Below are 17,152 nucleotides of genomic sequence, written 5' to 3'. Positions count from 1 at the left end.
GCCGCACTCACACATCTGACAGGACGGCGCCCGGGTTCATTATCCCGAGCGGGTCCAAAGCAGCCTTTATGGCGCGCATGGCCGACAGTTTGGCTGGATCACCATAGCGTTCCAGATCATCGGTCTTCAGACGGCCCACCCCATGCTCGGCACTGACCGATCCCTCAAACTCATGCACGAGGTCATGGACCGCGCGCTTGATCGCGGCGCGCCGGTCATCAAACTCGCCCCGGTCGAGGCCTTTGGGCGGGAAGACGTTGTAGTGCAGGTTGCCGTCCCCAAGATGACCAAAGCAGTTCACCCGGAACGGTCCGAGGGCCGCAATCGCCTTGCCGCCTTGCCGGATGAAGTCGGGGATCCGCGAAATCGGAACCGAGATATCGTGGCTGGACACCGAACCGATCAACCGGTTTGCCTCGGGGATGCGTTCGCGCACCGACCACAGCGCGTCGCGCTGCGCGGCGCTCTGGGCGATGACGCCGTCCGACACCAGACCACGCGCCTCCGCTGCCACGAACAAGGATTCCAGCGCCGCCTCGGGCTCGTGCCCCGCCGCCAATCCCAGCTCGATCAGGACCGACCATTCCGGCGGTGTGTCAAAGGGTTGCCGCACGTCCGGCAAGACCTCTGCCAGAAAATCCAGCCCCTGTCTGTGGATCAGTTCGAATGCGCTGACGGTTTCGCCCAGATGGTCCCGGGCCAGGGCCAGCAGGTCGATCGCCGCTTCGGGACTGGCCACCTGAAAGATCGCCGTGCCCAGCCCGGCAGGACGCGGGAACAGTTTGAGCGAGGCGGCGGTGATAACCCCCAGCGTGCCCTCGGACCCGATCAGCAGGTTGCGCAGGTCATAACCGGTGTTGTCCTTTCGCAGCCGCCCCAGCCCGTGCCAGATCTCGCCGTTGGGCAGAACCGCCTCGAGCCCGAGGCACAGATCCCGCGCATTGCCATAGCGCAGGACGTTGACGCCCCCTGCATTGGTAGCCAGGTTTCCCCCGATCCGGCATGACCCCTGCGCCGCCAGCGACAACGGAAACAACCGATTGGCCGCCTCGACCGCGGCCTGAATGTCGGCCAGCACCGCACCAGCCTCGGCGATCAGGATGTTTTCGGTCGGGTAAACGGCCCGGATCGCGCGCATCCGCTCGAGCGTCAGGATCAGGGGCGCGGGGCCATCCGCCATGACCTGCCCGCCCACAAGACCGGTGCCGCCACCGTATGGAACCACCGGGACGCGGGCCTCGGACGCCAATCGCACCAAGGCTGCGACCTGCTCAACCGTGCGGGGCAAGGCCAGCAGACCCGCCTGCCCGACAAAGCGGCGGCGCGGCTCGTCCAGATAGCGCGGCTCGACCGGGCGCAGAATATCGTCACCCAGGCGGGCGCGGATGGTTTCGGCAAAGGTTTCGTCGGCAGGGTTCAAATGCATGCCCTCTGCATGCCCAAGCCCGCGGCGCACGGCAAGGCTTATTCCAGTTCCATCAGGTATTGCGGCTCGAGCACTACCACCGTCGGGCGGTCCGGGAGGGTCCGCAGGGACACTTCGATCTCCGAAACCCCATCCCGGCGCACCGGGAAGTCGGATCGGATATCGGCCAGGAACCGGTCCAGCGAATAGCCCGAGAACCAGTGCATCGGAATGATGACCGAGCTTTTCAGCCGCTGCAGGACCGAGATCATCTCGGGCAAGGGCATGGTCGTGCCCCCGTCTACCGCCGCCATGACCACGTCCAGCCGCCCAAGGGCGGCGAATTGCGCGTCGGACGGCACATGGTGCAGATGTCCCAGATGGCCGATGCACAGGCCTTCGACCTCGAACACAAAGATCGAGTTCCCGCGCTCTTCCACCCCACCGTAAGCAGACCGGATGTCGGTCGAGACGTTGCGCACCAGCAATTCGCCCAGATCCAGATAGTGTTCGATGCCCTGCCCGAACTCACCCCACCCCGGCAGCACATGAGGAATGGCCGGATCGGGATAGGCGGTCCAATGGGTGTCATGGGCGTGGTTCATCGTCACGATGTCGGGGATCAGGTCCGCGCCGCCGATGAACCCGGTGAAATCAGTCACGGCATTCAGCCCGCCGGGTGTCTGGATCAGAAAGGACGCATGCGCGACATAGCTGATCCGGACCGAGAATTCGGGCACCGGATCCTGCCACGCCGCCTTGTGCAGATATTCGATGCCGGGGGTGTTCTGGGCGATGGCGATGCAATGACTCGGCCGACGCTCCTGCGCCGCCGCCGTCCCTGCCAGAAAGATCAAACCCGCCAAAATACTCCGCATGACGGGAAGTCTAGCGCATCGGCGCCTCGAGTCACGTCACGGGGCCCAGATTTCGGAAACAGGCCCGCCCGGATCAGGGCCGAACGGGCGCCCTAGCCCGCGTCCGTCCGCCCGCGCCGGTCCGATCGCAGCGACGCATAGAGCACATGCGTCCGCCAACGCCCGTTGATCTGCAGATAGGATTGCGCCACGCCCTCGTATTTGAACCCCGAACTTTCCAGAAGCCCGCGAGAGGCGGCGTTTTCCGGCAGACAGGCGGCCTCGATCCGGCTCAGGTCCAGCCGGGTAAAGGCGTAATGCACCACGGCGCCGATGGCCTCGCGCATGTAACCCTGCCGGGCAAAGGCCTGCCCGGTCCAATAGCCCAGCGTTCCGGCCTGCGCCGGCCCCCGGCGGATGTTGTCCAGCGTGATGGCGCCCACCAGCATGTCATCGGTTCTGCGGAACAGGAACAGCGGAACCGCCGTGCCATTGGCCACCGAGCGTTGCGCCCAGTAGACACGGTTGGTGAAGGATTTGCGGGTCAGATGGTCCTTGGCCCAGATCGGCTCCCACGGGGTCAGATACTCGCGCGAGGCCAGCCGCAGCGCGGCCCAGTCGTTGAAGTCGGAATGCACGGGCGGGCGCAAGCTCAACCGCTCGGTCTCGAGTTTCAGCCTGCGTCTGCCCAACAGCATCACGCCGCGCGCCTCTCCTGCAGCCTCTCCAGTGTCGGCGCACCCCCCACAGGCCCGTAAAGCGCCAGCGCCGCCGGGGCCTGAACCGCCATCTTCTCGGCGAAGGCGCGGACGTCTGCAGTGCTGACCGCGTCGATCTTGGCCACGGTTTCCTCAAGCGGCGGAACACGGCCCCAGATCTGCACCAGTCGGGCCAGACGCTCGGCCCGGTTCGAGGGGCTTTCCAGCCCCATCAGCATCCCGGCCTTCATCTGCGCCCGGGCCCGGGCAACCTCCTCGGGGCTCATGTCCTCGGCGGCACGCTTCATCTCGTCGATGGTGATGGTGGCCAGTTCGCCCACCTGATCGGCCGAGGTGCCGGCATAGATCGTGGTCGTTCCCGTGTCGGCATAGGCGCCGGTCTGGGCAAAGATCGTATAGCACAGCCCGCGGGTCTCGCGCACTTCCTGGAACAGGCGCGAGGACATGCCGCCACCCAGCGCGGTCGAATAGATCTGCGCGGTATAGATCTCGTCATCGCGATAGCCCGGGCTTTCCAGCGCCAGTGCGAAATGCGCCTGCTCCAGCGCCTTGTCCCGCCGCGCCTCGCCGCCGGTGAACCGGGCGGGTTCCGGCAGCAGCCCCTTGCGGGGTTGCAGATGGCCGAACATCTCTTCTGCCAGCTTCATCAGCTGGTCATGATCGACGGCACCTGCCGCCGACAGGATCATCTGGTCGGGCGCATAATGCTCGGCCACGAAGGCCGACAGGTCGTCGCGCGAAAAGGCGCTGACCCGTTCGGATGGGCCAAGGATGGGGCGGCCCAGCGGTTGGTCGCGATAGCTCTGTTCCTGCAGCCAGTCAAAGATCACGTCATCGGGCGTGTCATGCGCCTGGCCGATTTCCTGCAGGATCACGCCGCGCTCGACTTCGATTTCGCGCGGATCGAAGACGGGGTTCAGAACGATGTCGCCGATCACGTCCATCGCCAGTGCCACGTCATCCTTCAGCACCCGGGCGTAATAGGCCGTCACCTCGCGCGAGGTATAGGCGTTGATATATCCCCCCACATCCTCGATCGCCTCGGCGATCTGCAGGGCCGAGCGCCGCTCGGTGCCCTTGAAGGCCATGTGCTCGAGGAAATGCGCGATGCCGTTCTGTTCGATCCGCTCGTGCCGCCCGCCGGCGGTCACCCAGATTCCGATGGCGGCCGATTGCAGCCCCGGCATCTGCTCGCTGACGATCCGAAAGCCGTTCGTTAGTTGGTCCAGTCTGACAGTCACTCAGCAATGTGCCTTTTGATATGATCCTCGATGGCGCCCAGATCGTTGGCGATGCGGGTCACCCGTTCCGGACGTTCATATAGATCGGACATGCGCGAGGGAAGAGGCGGATGCTCACCGCTGGCCTGCTCGACCGCGGCGGGGAATTTCGCAGGGTGCGCGGTGGCCAGCGTGACCATCGGCACATCGGCGGCACGGGTGTCTTCGGCCACCTTGATGCCCACGGCAGTGTGCGGGCAGACAAGCTCGGCGCTCTGTTCCAGCGTGGATTTGATCGTGGCCAGCGTTTCTTCTTCGGACACACGGCCCGAGTCGAAACTTTCGCGCAGGGCCTCCATCGCGCCTTGGCTGACGTGGAAGCCGCCCTGTTTCAGCTCGTCCATCAACTGCGCCACGGCCCGCCCGTCCTCGCCATAGGCATAGTACAGCGCGCGTTCAAAGTTCGAGCTGACCTGAATGTCCATCGACGGGCTGATCGAGGGGATGGTGTCGCCCTTGAAGTAGCCCTGCCCCGACAAGCAGCGATGCAGGATGTCGTTTTGGTTGGTCGCCACCACCAGACGGTCGATGGGCAGACCCATCCGCTTGGCGATGTAGCCGGCGAAGATGTCGCCGAAATTGCCGGTGGGTACAGTGAAGCTGACCTTGCGGTGCGGCGCGCCCAGGCTGGTCGCGGCCGAGAAATAATAGACCACCTGAGCCAGCACGCGGGCAAAGTTGATCGAGTTCACCCCCGCCAGCTTGACCCCGTCGCGGAAGTCGAAATCGTTGAACATGTCCTTCACGGCGGCCTGACAGTCGTCGAAATCGCCATCGACGGCCAGCGCGTGCACGTTGCTGTCGGCGGGTGTGGTCATCTGCCGGCGCTGCACCTCGGACACGCGACCGTGCGGGAACAGGATGAACACATCGACCGCATCCAGCCCCCGGAACGCCTCGATCGCGGCAGATCCGGTATCGCCGCTGGTGGCGCCCACGATGGTCACACGCTCACCCCGCCGCTTCAGCGCCACCTGAAACAGCTGACCAATCAGTTGCATGGCGAAATCCTTGAAGGCCAGCGTGGGCCCGTGGAACAGCTCCAACAGAAAGTGGTTCTCGTTCAGCTGCTTCAACGGCGCGCGGGCATCATGACCGAACCCGGCATAGGCGCGGGCAATGATCTCTTTGAATTCGTCCCCGGCGAACGAGCCGCTGACATAGGGCCACATAACGCGGAACGCGATCTCTTCATAGGGCAGCCCGGCCATCGCGGCGATCTCGTCCTGGCTCAGAACCGCGATCTCGGCAGGCAGGTACAGGCCGCCGTCGCGGGCAAGACCGGTCAGCATCGCCTCTTCAAAGCTCAGTTCGGGCGCCTGCCCGCGGGTCGAGATATATTTCATTGCGCGTCACTTTCTGATGGGGCGCGGCCGCGCCACAGGAAATATCCGGTCATTGCGGCCCAGACCAGCGCCAGGCCGAACCATGTCACCGCGTATTGCAGATGGTCATTGGGAATACCCGCCGTATCCACCGGCAGCGGCGTGATGGCGGGATCGGTCTGGCTGCGGGCAACCAGAAGGATCGGCTCGGCCCCAAGCGCATCGGCCAGCGCGGGTACATCGCGGGCAAACCAGATGTTGCCCGCCCGGTCCGGATCGGGGGTATAGCCGTCGATCTCATCGGGCCAATGCAGATTTCCGACAACCTGCGTGGGGCCGATCTGGCGTTCGGCCTGCTTGGCCGTTGTGGGCACAAAACCCCGATCCACCAGGATCGTACGATCACCGGTTCGGAAAGGCGCTATGATCCGATAGCCCGGCCCGACCTGTTTGACCGAAACCAGCACATGGATTTCGCCGGGCAGCATCTCGCCCGATACCTCTACGGGCAGATAGCGGTCGGCTTCGGGATCGACCGCCTCGGGCAGCGGCACCGGATAGGCGGCGATCCGGGCTTCGATATCGGCCAGAATGCCCTCTTTCCACGCCAGACGCTGAACCTGCCAAGTGCCCAGAGACACAAGAACCGCCAGCCCGGCGAGCCCGAAAATCAGCAGAAACAGGATGCGGCGCATGTCTGGCCCTTGTTGCGTGTCATAGCGGCTCGGGGTCAAGCCGGCGTCTTGTTACGGTCTGTGCGCAAGGAAATGCAACCTTGCAATTGTAAGGGGCGCAATCCCTTGCGCACCTGATCGAGAAAAAGCCGCCCAGAAGGGCGGCTTTTGCAATTCGACAGCCTTGCGCGACGTCACATCAGAGGTGCCTGACCCCAAATGTAAACGGCGAAGAACAGGAACAACCAGACAACGTCGACAAAGTGCCAGTACCATGCGGCCGCCTCGAACCCGACGTGTTTCTCCGGGGTAAAGTCGCCACGCAGCGCGCGGATCAGACAGACCGTCAGAAAGATGGTGCCGATGATCACATGTGCGCCGTGGAAGCCGGTTGCCATGAAGAAGTTCGAGTAGAACTGATCGCCGCCGAACTCCCACCCTTCGTGGGCCAGTAGTTCGTAGTATTCGAAGGCCTGCAGGAAGGTGAAGGCGATACCCAGGACGATACCGATCGCGAGACCCTGAATCAGCGCCTTGCGGTCGTTGTCGTGGACCAGCGCGTGGTGCGCCCAAGTGATCGCACAGCCCGATAGCAACAGAACCAGAGTGTTGATCAGCGGCAGGTGGAACGGGTCCACCGCGTGGATGTCAGGCTGGATGTATTCGGTACCGGCATAGTCGTACATCGGATACATGCGATGTTTGAAGAACGACCAGAACCAGGCAAAGAAGAACATCACCTCGGACATCACGAACAGGATGAACCCGTAGCGCAGTCCGATCCGGACGACCGGAGTGTGATCACCCGCGCGGCTTTCGGCCACGACCTCGGACCACCAGGCAAACATCGTGTAGAGTACCGCCACAAGACCACCCCAGAACACGAAGGAGGTCATGCCGTGCATCCACAAGACGGCTCCGAACAGCATGACGAAGCCACCGATCGCGCCGATCAGCGGCCAGATCGAAGGTGCCAGAATGTGGTAATCGTGGTTTTTTGCGTGTGCCATCAGCGTCCCTCACCTACAGGCGTTAGTTCGTGTTTGTTTCTGCCTGCGCATCCAGGGCGGCATAGCCCTCGGGCAGGTCTATTTCATAGAATGTATACGACAGCGTGATCGTATGAACATACTGTGCTTCGGGGTCTTCCACCATTTCGGGGTCGACGAAGAAAGTTACGGGCATCTCGACCCGCTCGCCAGGCTCCAGAACCTGCTCTTCAAAGCAGAAACAGGCGATCTTCTGGAAGTATCCGCCGGCGGAATAGGGCGTCACGTTGTACGATGCCTGTCCCGCAACCGGCTTGTCGGTCGGATTGTATGCTTCGTAAAAGGCCAGACCGGTCTCACCGATACGCACCTTCATCTCTCGCTCGACGGGTTTGAATTCCCACGGCATGTCCTTGGCCTTGGAGGCGTCGAAGCGAACGGTCACCACCCGGTCGAGGATATCGTCGGGCGTGGCCTCGGCAACGCCCGTGGTGCCCCCGAACCCGGTGACCCGGCAGAACCAGTCGTAGAACGGCACGGCCGCCCAGGCCAGGCTGCCCATCAGAACAACCAGACCAACGGTCTGTGCAACGGTCTTCTGCGGTCCGCTCAAAGCCATCAGTTCTGAACCTCCTCGCTGGGCACGCCGAAATCGCTGCCCGAGACCTTGACGATGGTCAGGCCGAAGATGATCACGATGAACGCCGCCAACGTCAGCCCGACACCCAGGTTGCGGCCGAAGCGACGCTGGTGCAGCTCATGGCTTTTGCGCAGGCTCATGACCAGCCTCCCAACCCGTAGGGTTTCAGCAGCGCCTCGGCGAGGATCGCGCCGAAATGCAGGAACAGGTACAGCAGCGACAGCTTGAAAAAGCTGCGCTCGACCTTGAAATTGTCCGCCTCCGCGTCGTCTTCGGTGCGGCGCGAGATGGCCCATGCCCCCCGCAGGAACAGAGCGTTCAACACCACGGCAACAGCCAGGTAAATCGGCCCACCGATGCCCGAGAACGCCGTGCCCACGGCCAGCAGAGCCAGCAATGCGGTATAGACCAGAATATGGGTCCGCGTGGCGCGGCGTCCATGCGTTACGGTCAGCATCGGCACGCCGGCGTCGTCATAATCCGAGCGCATGAACAGCGCCAGCGCCCAGAAATGCGGCGGGGTCCACATGAAGGTCAGGGCAAACATCAGCCACGGCTCGAGCGTCATCGAGCCCGTCGCGGCAACCCAGCCGATTACCGGCGGGAAAGCGCCCGCGGCACCACCGATCACGATGTTCTGCGGCGTCAGGCGCTTGAGCCACATCGTGTAGATCACGACATAGAAAAAGATGGTAAAGGCCAGAAACGCGCCCGCGAACCAGTTGGTCGCCAAGCCCAGCATGATCACCGACAGACCCGACAGAGCCAGGCCCAGCGCCATCGCCTCGCCGGGCTCGACCTTGCCCGACGGAATCGGACGGCCCTTGGTGCGCTTCATCACCTTGTCGATATCCGCGTCCCACCACATGTTCAGCGCGCCCGAGGCGCCGCCGCCGATGGCGATGAACAGGATGGCGCAGAAGCCGACGAACGGATGTACCGGCACAGGTGCGGCCAGCAGACCCACCAACGCGGTGAACACGACAAGCGACATCACCCGCGGCTTGAGCAGGGCGAAATAGTCGCCAAAGCCGGCCTCGTCCGCACCGGATTGTGCGGCAAGTGTGCTGGCATTGATGCTCGCGTCGGTCATGTCAGGTCCTTGTGGTGCGAAAGCTGCGCGAAAGCCGCGCAGCCTGTCCTTGGTTTCGATCGGGCCTCAGGCCCCGGGATCGTCAGTTCGAGGCGATCTGGAACGACGCCGGCTGGCCGGCGTATTCGTCCAACGCGCCCTGCAGCCATTCCTGGTAGGCTTCTTCGCTGACGACTTTGACGGTAATCGGCATGTAGGCGTGGTCCTTGCCGCACAGCTCGGAGCACTGCCCGAAGTAGATGCCTTCCTTGTCGGCCTGGAACCACAGCTCGGCCAGACGGCCCGGAACGCCGTCCTGCTTGACGCCAAAAGCGGGGATCGTCCATGAGTGGATCACGTCAGCCGCGGTGACCTGCATCACAACCACCTTGTTGACGGGAACCACGACGGCGGTGTCGGTGGCCAGTAGCCACTCATCCTCGCTGTAGCCGGCATCGGCCAGCTTGGCGCGCATCGCATCGTCCAGAACGAACGGGGTTACATCCGCATCGGCGGGGCGTGCACCTTCGTCCAGGGTGGCCGGGTGACCCAGCAGGTAGCTGTCGAACGCAAAGTCGTGATCGACATACTCATAGGTCCAGTACCACTGGTTGCCGGTCACCTTGATGACGACATCACCCTCGGGGATTTCCTGCTGTTTGAACAGCACCGGCAGCGAGAACGCACCGATGAAGACCAGGATCAGGATCGGGCCGATGGTCCAGGCGATTTCGACCGGGGTGTAGTGCGAGAACCGCGCCGGGGTCGGGTTTACACGCTGGTTGTAGCGCACGATGCAGTATACCAGCAGGCCTGCGACCAGCAGACAGATCGCGGTGATGATAACCAGAATCATACCGTCAAGGCGGTGAATCCCTTCGGCCAGGCTGGTGGCCGCCGGCTGGAAGCCCATGCCGCCGTCGACCGGCTTGCCGATGATCTCAAGATCCTGAGCCATGGCGGGAAGGCTGGAGAGGGCTGCGAACACCCCCGAAAGCATCAAAGCATTCTTCATTTTCTGTCCTGATCGTTTGATCTTTGCGTCTCTGGCGAACAGGTGTGAATCGGTCACACCTCTCCCGTTGTCTTTGGCCGCGTTAAAAACCATATTCCGGGAGGTAGATAAAGCAAAATGCTTGCGTCAAACAGACGCTATTTTTGATCTGGATCAAACGCGAAAGGCCGCAACCCATGACTCAAGCCCCGTTTCGCCCGTTCGAGACCGCATTGCCGCATGACGAGGCACTGGCCGTACTGCGCTCGGCCACCGCCGGGGCCGAAGACGGCGAGCTGTTTGTCGAGCGTCGGAAATCCGAAACACTTGCCTTTGACGATGGGCGCCTGCGCACCGCATCTTACGATGCGTCCGAGGGATTCGGGCTGCGTGCCGTGCAGGGTGATGTGGCCGGTTATGCCCACTCGACCGATGTATCAATGCCCTCGCTGAAACGTGCTGCGGAAACCGCCCGGCTGGCGGTTGGCGACGGTGGAGGCACTTTGGCCGCCCCGCCAAGGCGCACAAACAAGCAGCTTTATACGGATGCGGACCCGATCGAATCCGCCAGCTTCCCGGTCAAGGTCGAGACTCTGCGCGAAATCGACGGATTTGCGCGCGATCTGGACCCCAGGGTGGTTCAAGTCAGCGCCGTGATCGCCGCGTCCGTGCAAGAGGTCGAGATCCTCCGCCCCGATGGCACCATGGTACGCGACGTTCGTCCGATGACCCGCCTGAACGTGTCGGTCATCGTCGAACAGAACGGCCGGCGCGAAAGCGGATCGGCCGGAGGTGGTGGCCGCGTTGGTCTGGACGGCCTGATTGACCCGTCCGATTGGCAGGACAAGGTCCGAGAGGCGCTGCGCATTGCTTTGGTCAACCTTGATGCCGTTCCCGCTCCGGCCGGCGTGATGGAAGTTGCACTGGGCCCCGGCTGGCCCGGCATTTTGCTGCACGAGGCCATCGGGCATGGCTTGGAAGGAGACTTTAACCGCAAGGGGAGTTCGGCCTTTGCCGGGCTGATGGGGCAGCGGATCGCCTCCAAGGGCGTGACCGTGGTGGATGACGGAACGATCCCGGATCGTCGCGGATCGATCACCGTGGATGACGAGGGAACGCCCAGCTCGCGCACCGTGCTGATCGAAGACGGCATCCTGACCGGCTACATGCAGGACCGCCAGAATGCGCGCCTGATGGGGGTATCCCCCACCGGTAACGGGCGGCGGCAAAGCTATGCGCACAAACCTATGCCGCGCATGACCAACACGATCATGCTGGGCGGCGATGCTAACCCGGCGGACCTTGTTGCCGAAATCAAGGATGGCATCTGGGCCGTAGGTTTCGGCGGCGGCCAGGTCGACATCACCAACGGCAAATTCGTGTTCAGCTGCACCGAGGCCTATCGGGTCGTGAACGGCAAGATCGGCGCGCCGGTCAAGGGCGCAACGCTGATCGGCGACGGTCCTTCAGCGCTGAAACGTATCCGGGGCCTGGGCAACGACATGGCTCTGGATCCCGGCATGGGAACCTGCGGCAAGGACGGTCAGTGGGTGCCTGTGGGTGTGGGGCAGCCTACGGTGCTGATGGAGGGGCTGACGGTCGGAGGATCCGCCGCTTGATACGAATCGTGTGCTTGCGGCCGGCACCATGGTTAATCCGTGCTGCCGGCCCGGCGGGAATGAACCGTAGCGCATCAAAAATGACCGTCTGAGAAAAGTTATTACCTTCAAAGGTTTGCGCGCCTATTTCGCGAAGCCCACGCTGGAACACGCTAAAATTTTCTGCGATTCACAAGCTGTTAACCCGTCACGCCGTAAACCAGTTCTGCAATCAGGCGGAGCGACGGATGACCGAAGAGCAGCTTTCTTCCAATCACCCCCCACTCCCACCCACCACGGAAGAGGACCGGTTTTCCTGGCTTCGCCTGTTGCGCTCGCGCAAGGTTGGCCCGGCAACATTCCGGCGCCTGATGCACGAACATGGCTCGGCGCAGAATGCGCTGGCCGCGTTGCCGGAATTGGCACGCGCTGCCGGAATTGCAGGGTATGAAATATGCCCGCCCGGCGTCATCGAGGCGGAACTCAAGGCCGCAAAAGCCGCAAAAGCGCGGCTTTTGTGCCTTGGGGCCGCCGACTATCCAACCGCGCTGACCGATCTGAACGATGCCCCTCCTATGCTTTGGGCAGTAGGCGACGTGTCGGTGCTTCAGCGCCCGATGATCTCGCTTGTCGGCGCCCGCAACTGTTCGTCCTTGGGAACCAGGATGGCGCGGGCTCTGGCAGGTGGCCTGGGTGAGAGTGGCTACGTAGTCGTCTCCGGCTTGGCCCGCGGTGTTGACACCGCCGCGCATCTGGCCACGCTGCAAACGGGAACCGTTGCGGTCATGGCCGGTGGCGTCGACATCATCTATCCGGCGGAAAACAAGGAACTGGCCTGCAACATCGCGACCAAAGGGCTGCGCATCTCCGAACAACCAATGGGCGTGACCCCGCAGGCCCGCCACTTTCCTCGCCGCAACCGGATCATATCGGGTCTGTCTCAGGCCGTCGTCGTCGTCGAGGCTGCCGCCAAGTCCGGCAGCCTCATCACGGCGCGCGACGCACTGGATCAGGGACGCGAGGTTCTTGCCGTGCCCGGCCATCCGTTCGACGCCCGCGCCGCCGGATGCAATCTTCTGATCCGTGAAGGCGCCACACTGGTGCGCTGCGTGCAGGATGTAATCGACGCCCTGCCCCCGCAGCCGCGCAGAGCGTCCGAACCTGCCCCCGACACGGCGCCCGTCGCGCAGACAATCACTCCTCCCGAGGCGCTCCACGCCCGAATCCTGGAACGGTTGGGGCCTTCGCCTTTGGCCGAGGACCAGTTGATCCGGGATGTTGATGCGCCCGCCAGCGTGATCGGCCCCGCTTTGATCGATCTGGAGCTGGACGGATTGATCCGTCGCCAGCCGGGCGGGTTGCTGAGCCTCGCCGTGTGATCTGCCGAGGTGGTTCCAACCCGGGCAGACCGTCTCAATTTGGCCGGATTTCGGGCCTTTCAGACTGTGCATTGACAAATCCATCTTGCCCTACACATTTTGCACGGCCATAGAAGGCGCCCAATCCGTCGAGCGAGGTTTTTAACTAAATGCCTGTAGTTGTTGTAGAATCCCCGGCCAAAGCAAAAACGATCAATAAATACCTTGGCCCCGACTACACGGTCCTGGCCTCTTACGGACATGTTCGCGACCTGCCTCCGAAGGATGGATCGGTGGATCCCGACCACGAGTTTTCGATGACTTGGGAGGTCGGTGCCGACAGCCGCAAACACGTCAAGGCCATCGCCGACGCGCTCAAGGATGACAACGCGCTGATCCTGGCAACCGACCCCGACCGCGAGGGCGAGGCGATCAGTTGGCACCTGCAGGAGGCGCTGACCAAACGCCGCTCGATCAAGAAGGATACGGCCGTCAGCCGGGTGACCTTCAACGCCATCACCAAGGATGCGGTGACCAAGGCGATGCAGAACCCGCGCGAGGTGGACATGCCGTTGGTCGAGGCGTACCTCGCCCGGCGCGCGTTGGACTATCTGGTCGGCTTCAACCTGTCGCCGGTTCTGTGGCGCAAGCTGCCCGGCGCGAAATCGGCCGGGCGCGTGCAATCGGTCTGCCTGCGCCTGATCGTCGAGCGCGAGATGGAGATCGAGGCCTTCAAGCCCGTGGAATACTGGTCGGTCAAGGCGCTGTTCGAAACGCCGCGCGGCCAGACCTATGAAGCACGACTGGTCACGCTGGCCGGCAAAAAGCTGGACAAACATGACATCGCCAACGCCACCCAGGCTGAACTGGCGGTGCAGGCCATCACCAGCCGCGCGCTGAGCGTGACCTCGGTCGAAGCGAAGCCAGCCGCGCGCAATCCCAGCGCCCCGTTCATGACCTCGACCCTGCAGCAGGAAGCCAGCCGCAAATTTGGCATGGGCGCCCGCCACGCGATGCAGGTGGCCCAGCGTTTGTACGAGGCCGGGCACATTACCTATATGCGAACTGACGGCATCGACATGGCCCCCGAGGCCGTCGCCGCCACGCGGGACGCGATCAAGGACCGGTTCGGTGCCGAATACGTGCCGGACAGCCCGCGCATGTACAAGAACAAGGCCAAGAACGCGCAGGAAGCGCACGAATGCATCCGGCCCACGGACATGAGCAAAGATGCGGCCGCCCTGAAACTGTCGGATGACGATCAGCGCAAGCTGTACGATCTGATCTGGAAGCGCACGATCGCCTGCCAGATGGCTGCCGCGCGGCTGGAACGCACCACCGTCGAAATCGGCAGCGATGACGGCCAGGTGGGCCTGCGCGCCACCGGTCAGGTCGTGCTGTTCGACGGCTTCATGCGCGTCTACGAGGAAGGCCGCGACGATGTCGAGGACGAGGATGACAAGCGCCTGCCCCAGATCATGCAGGGTGATCCGGCGCGCTTTGCCAAGACCACGCTGAAGGATCAGTTTGACAAGGCCACCGCCGACGGCGCGGACAAGAAAGCCATCCTGTCGGACAACGAGGCGGTTCTGGCGCTGCAACACCACACCCAGCCGCCGCCGCGCTATACCGAGGCGACCCTGGTCAAACGGATGGAGGAACTGGGCATCGGACGACCCTCGACCTATGCCTCGATCGTCACCACGATTCAGGACCGCGGTTACGTCCGCAAGGACAAGAACCGCCTGATCCCCGAGGAAAAGGGCCGGATCGTCACGATCTTCTTGTTGAATTTCTTCCGTCAGTACGTGGGTTACGAATTCACCGCCAACCTCGAAGAACAGCTGGACGAGGTGAGCGACGGCGCCCGCGACTACAAGGACCTGCTCTCCAAGTTCTGGCGCGATTTCTCGGCCGCGATCGCCGAGACGTCCGAGCTGCGGATCTCGGAGGTGCTCGACAAGCTGGACGAGGCGCTGGCCCCACAGCTGTACCCCCCGCGCGAGGATGGTTCTGATCCGCGCATCTGCCCCAAATGCGGGGTCGGACGGCTGCACCTGAAAACCTCGCGGACCGGCGGGTTCGTGGGCTGCGGGAACTATCCGGAATGCAACTATACCCGCCCCATCGCTGGCGAAGGCGCCGAGGGCGAAGAACGCCTGCTGGGCATGGATGGCGAGGATGAGATCTGGTTGAAATCCGGTCGGTTCGGCCCCTATGTCCAGCGCGGCGAAGCCACGCCCGAGAACAATAAACCGCCACGCGCCTCTTTGCCCAAGGGTTGGAGCAAGGACGACATGGACCTTGAGAAGGCGCTGATCCTACTGAGCCTGCCGCGCGAGATTGGCGAACACCCCGAGGGCGGTGTGATCAGCGCCAATTTCGGGCGCTTCGGTCCCTATATCATGCACCAGCTGCCGGATGAGGCGAAGCCTGTCTATGCCAACCTTAAGGATCCCAACGACGTATTCGAGATCGGCATGAACCGCGCCGTCGAACTGTTGGCGGAAAAGCGCGCCAACCCCGGGCGGCGTGGACGGGCTGCGGCCAAACCGCTGAAGGAACTGGGCGAGCATCCCGATGGCGGTGCGATCCAGGTTCTGGACGGGCGCTATGGGCCTTATGTGAAGTGGGAAAAGGTCAACGCGACCCTGCCCAAGGACATCAAGCCCGAGGATGTGACGCCCGAAATGGCGGTGGAACTGGTCAATGAGAAGGCGGCCAAGAAAGGCACCCGCAAAAAGGCCGCGCCCAAGAAGAAAGCCGGCTGATCCAGGCCCCCGCGGGCGGTTAGGTAGAAATACCACCCGCCTGCGGGTTTCATTGACTTCCCAATGACGTGGCGGCACAACCTGCCCATCACCATGTCATTGGGGGAGTTTTCCATGAAGAAAGTCTATGCCAATGCCACCGAGGCCCTCGATGGGATACTTCGGGATGGCATGCTGATCGCGGCCGGCGGGTTCGGCCTGTGCGGCATTCCCGAATTGCTGCTGCAAGCGATCAAGGAGTCGGGCGTGAAGGATCTGACCTTTGCCTCGAACAACGCGGGCGTCGACGATTTCGGCATCGGCATCCTGCTGCAGACGCGGCAGGTCAAGAAGATGATCAGCTCGTATGTCGGTGAGAACGCCGAATTCATGCGCCAGTACCTGTCGGGCGAGCTTGAGCTGGAATTCACCCCGCAGGGCACCCTGGCCGAGCGCATGCGCGCCGGTGGCGCGGGCATCCCGGGCTTCTACACCAAGACCGGCGTCGGCACCGTGATCGCCGAGGGCAAGGAGCACAAGGAGTTCAACGGCGAGACCTACATCCTCGAGGAAGGGATCTTTGCCGATCTGGCCATCGTCAAGGCATGGAAGGCCGACGACACCGGCAACCTGGTGTTCCGCAAAACCGCCCGCAACTTCAACGTGCCGGCGGCGACCTGCGGCAAGATCTGCGTGGCCGAGGTCGAAGAGATCGTACCGCGCGGCTCGCTGGATCCCGACTGTATCCACCTGCCCGGCATCTATGTGCACCGGGTCATCCAAGGTCAGCACGAGAAGCGCATTGAACAGCGCACCACCCGCAAGAAGGAGGAAGCGTAATGCCCTGGGACCGCAATCAGATGGCCGCGCGCGCGGCCGAGGAACTGGAAGACGGCATGTATGTGAACCTCGGCATCGGGATTCCGACGCTGGTGGCGAACTATGTGGGCGACAAGGACATCACCCTGCAATCGGAAAACGGCATGCTGGGCATGGGCCCCTTCCCCTATGAGGGCGAAGAGGACCCGGACCTGATCAACGCCGGCAAGCAGACCATCACCGAACTGCCCCGCACCGCCTATTTCGACAGCGCCACGTCTTTTGCCATGATCCGCGGCGGCAAGATCGCGGCGGCAATCCTGGGCGCGATGGAGGTCGACGAGAAAGGCGATCTGGCCAACTGGATGATTCCGGGCAAGCTGGTCAAGGGCATGGGCGGCGCGATGGACCTGGTGGCCGGCGTCGGACGGGTCATCGTGGTGATGGACCACACCAACAAGCACGGCGACAGCAAAGTGCTGAAGGAATGCACCCTGCCGCTGACCGGCAAGGGCGTGGTTGACCGCATCATCACCAACCTGGGCGTGCTGGACGTGGTCGAAGGCGGCCTGAAAATCGTCGAACTGGCCGATGGCGTCAGCGAAGAAGAGATGCGCGCGGCGACCGAGGCGACCATCGTCAGCTGACTGCTGAGCAAACGGAGAAACCGCA

General features: G+C 63.0%; 16 protein-coding genes. 5 read left to right on the top strand and 11 right to left on the bottom strand.

Features of this window, described 5'->3' with window-relative positions:
• Window positions 1-7: 7 nt before the first annotated feature.
• The 11 genes from ACR0FC_RS00950 to coxB form a co-directional block, all read right to left on the bottom strand.
• Complete coding sequence (locus ACR0FC_RS00950) at window positions 8-1,426, bottom strand: FAD-binding oxidoreductase (RefSeq protein ID WP_170337542.1); 1,419 nt, start codon at window positions 1,424-1,426, stop codon at window positions 8-10.
• A 38-nt stretch (window positions 1,427-1,464) separates the two neighbouring features.
• Window positions 1,465-2,283: an MBL fold metallo-hydrolase gene (locus tag ACR0FC_RS00945; protein WP_170337541.1), complete on the bottom strand. Its 819-nt coding sequence runs from the start codon at window positions 2,281-2,283 to the stop codon at window positions 1,465-1,467.
• Window positions 2,284-2,375: 92 nt separating this feature from the next.
• Window positions 2,376-2,960, bottom strand: a complete 585-nt coding sequence (locus ACR0FC_RS00940) for a GNAT family N-acetyltransferase (RefSeq protein WP_093962743.1) — start codon at window positions 2,958-2,960, stop codon at window positions 2,376-2,378.
• Window positions 2,960-4,222: a M16 family metallopeptidase gene (locus ACR0FC_RS00935; protein ID WP_170337540.1), complete on the bottom strand. Its 1,263-nt coding sequence runs from the start codon at window positions 4,220-4,222 to the stop codon at window positions 2,960-2,962. The genes ACR0FC_RS00940 and ACR0FC_RS00935 overlap by 1 nt, the downstream gene beginning before the upstream one ends.
• Complete coding sequence (thrC, locus tag ACR0FC_RS00930) at window positions 4,219-5,607, bottom strand: threonine synthase (protein WP_170337539.1); 1,389 nt, start codon at window positions 5,605-5,607, stop codon at window positions 4,219-4,221. Before thrC ends, ACR0FC_RS00935 begins: the two co-directional genes overlap by 4 nt.
• Window positions 5,604-6,281, bottom strand: a complete 678-nt coding sequence (locus tag ACR0FC_RS00925; protein ID WP_170339384.1) for an SURF1 family protein — start codon at window positions 6,279-6,281, stop codon at window positions 5,604-5,606. Before ACR0FC_RS00925 ends, thrC begins: the two co-directional genes overlap by 4 nt.
• 173 nt (window positions 6,282-6,454) lie before the next feature.
• Window positions 6,455-7,270: a cytochrome c oxidase subunit 3 gene (locus ACR0FC_RS00920; protein ID WP_093962747.1), complete on the bottom strand. Its 816-nt coding sequence runs from the start codon at window positions 7,268-7,270 to the stop codon at window positions 6,455-6,457.
• 22 nt (window positions 7,271-7,292) lie between these two features.
• A complete protein-coding gene (locus ACR0FC_RS00915; RefSeq protein WP_093962748.1) occupies window positions 7,293-7,868 on the bottom strand; it encodes a cytochrome c oxidase assembly protein in 576 nt (191 codons plus the stop codon).
• A complete protein-coding gene (locus ACR0FC_RS00910; RefSeq protein ID WP_170337538.1) occupies window positions 7,868-8,029 on the bottom strand; it encodes a hypothetical protein in 162 nt (53 codons plus the stop codon). Before ACR0FC_RS00910 ends, ACR0FC_RS00915 begins: the two co-directional genes overlap by 1 nt.
• Complete coding sequence (cyoE, locus tag ACR0FC_RS00905) at window positions 8,026-8,982, bottom strand: heme o synthase (RefSeq protein WP_170337537.1); 957 nt, start codon at window positions 8,980-8,982, stop codon at window positions 8,026-8,028. The genes ACR0FC_RS00910 and cyoE overlap by 4 nt, the downstream gene beginning before the upstream one ends.
• 82 nt (window positions 8,983-9,064) lie before the next feature.
• Window positions 9,065-9,976 (bottom strand): cytochrome c oxidase subunit II, encoded by a 912-nt coding sequence (gene coxB, locus ACR0FC_RS00900; protein WP_170337536.1) that lies wholly within the window; start codon window positions 9,974-9,976, stop codon window positions 9,065-9,067.
• Between the two features lie 176 nt (window positions 9,977-10,152).
• Here coxB and tldD point away from each other — a divergent pair, with 176 nt between their 5' ends.
• From tldD to ACR0FC_RS00875, 5 genes are all read left to right on the top strand, one after another.
• Entirely contained in the window at window positions 10,153-11,574 is a 1,422-nt protein-coding gene (gene tldD / locus ACR0FC_RS00895; protein WP_170337535.1) for a metalloprotease TldD, read from the top strand.
• A 227-nt stretch (window positions 11,575-11,801) separates the two neighbouring features.
• Window positions 11,802-12,932, top strand: coding sequence for a DNA-processing protein DprA (gene dprA / locus ACR0FC_RS00890; RefSeq protein ID WP_170337534.1), 1,131 nt, complete (start codon window positions 11,802-11,804; stop codon window positions 12,930-12,932).
• Between the two features lie 149 nt (window positions 12,933-13,081).
• Window positions 13,082-15,682 carry a type I DNA topoisomerase gene (topA, locus tag ACR0FC_RS00885; protein WP_170337533.1) on the top strand — a complete coding sequence of 867 codons (2,601 nt, stop codon included), beginning with the start codon at window positions 13,082-13,084 and terminating at the stop codon, window positions 15,680-15,682.
• A gap of 114 nt (window positions 15,683-15,796) precedes the next feature.
• Window positions 15,797-16,501: a CoA transferase subunit A gene (locus ACR0FC_RS00880; protein ID WP_040634234.1), complete on the top strand. Its 705-nt coding sequence runs from the start codon at window positions 15,797-15,799 to the stop codon at window positions 16,499-16,501.
• Entirely contained in the window at window positions 16,501-17,127 is a 627-nt protein-coding gene (locus ACR0FC_RS00875) for a CoA transferase subunit B (protein WP_170337532.1), read from the top strand. The genes ACR0FC_RS00880 and ACR0FC_RS00875 overlap by 1 nt, the downstream gene beginning before the upstream one ends.
• Window positions 17,128-17,152 lie beyond the last annotated feature (25 nt).

Source organism: Ruegeria sp. BB9 (assembly GCF_056539345.1).
The sequence above is the reverse complement of the archived record's forward strand: the minus strand, read 5'-3'. Positions and strand labels throughout refer to the sequence as shown.

Bases quoted from the DNA above. Each gene is read 5' to 3' on its own strand.
- ACR0FC_RS00950 (WP_170337542.1), bottom strand. From the start codon at position 1,426: ATGCATTTGAACCCTGCCGACGAAACCTTTGCCGAAACCATCCGCGCC.
- ACR0FC_RS00945 (WP_170337541.1), bottom strand. From the start codon at position 2,283: ATGCGGAGTATTTTGGCGGGTTTGATCTTTCTGGCAGGGACGGCGGCG.
- ACR0FC_RS00940 (WP_093962743.1), bottom strand. From the start codon at position 2,960: ATGCTGTTGGGCAGACGCAGGCTGAAACTCGAGACCGAGCGGTTGAGC.
- thrC (WP_170337539.1), bottom strand. From the start codon at position 5,607: ATGAAATATATCTCGACCCGCGGGCAGGCGCCCGAACTGAGCTTTGAA.
- ACR0FC_RS00925 (WP_170339384.1), bottom strand. From the start codon at position 6,281: ATGCGCCGCATCCTGTTTCTGCTGATTTTCGGGCTCGCCGGGCTGGCG.
- ACR0FC_RS00920 (WP_093962747.1), bottom strand. From the start codon at position 7,270: ATGGCACACGCAAAAAACCACGATTACCACATTCTGGCACCTTCGATC.
- ACR0FC_RS00915 (WP_093962748.1), bottom strand. From the start codon at position 7,868: ATGGCTTTGAGCGGACCGCAGAAGACCGTTGCACAGACCGTTGGTCTG.
- ACR0FC_RS00910 (WP_170337538.1), bottom strand. From the start codon at position 8,029: ATGAGCCTGCGCAAAAGCCATGAGCTGCACCAGCGTCGCTTCGGCCGC.
- cyoE (WP_170337537.1), bottom strand. From the start codon at position 8,982: ATGACCGACGCGAGCATCAATGCCAGCACACTTGCCGCACAATCCGGT.
- coxB (WP_170337536.1), bottom strand. From the start codon at position 9,976: ATGAAGAATGCTTTGATGCTTTCGGGGGTGTTCGCAGCCCTCTCCAGC.
- tldD (WP_170337535.1), top strand. From the start codon at position 10,153: ATGACTCAAGCCCCGTTTCGCCCGTTCGAGACCGCATTGCCGCATGAC.
- dprA (WP_170337534.1), top strand. From the start codon at position 11,802: ATGACCGAAGAGCAGCTTTCTTCCAATCACCCCCCACTCCCACCCACC.
- topA (WP_170337533.1), top strand. From the start codon at position 13,082: ATGCCTGTAGTTGTTGTAGAATCCCCGGCCAAAGCAAAAACGATCAAT.
- ACR0FC_RS00880 (WP_040634234.1), top strand. From the start codon at position 15,797: ATGAAGAAAGTCTATGCCAATGCCACCGAGGCCCTCGATGGGATACTT.
- ACR0FC_RS00875 (WP_170337532.1), top strand. From the start codon at position 16,501: ATGCCCTGGGACCGCAATCAGATGGCCGCGCGCGCGGCCGAGGAACTG.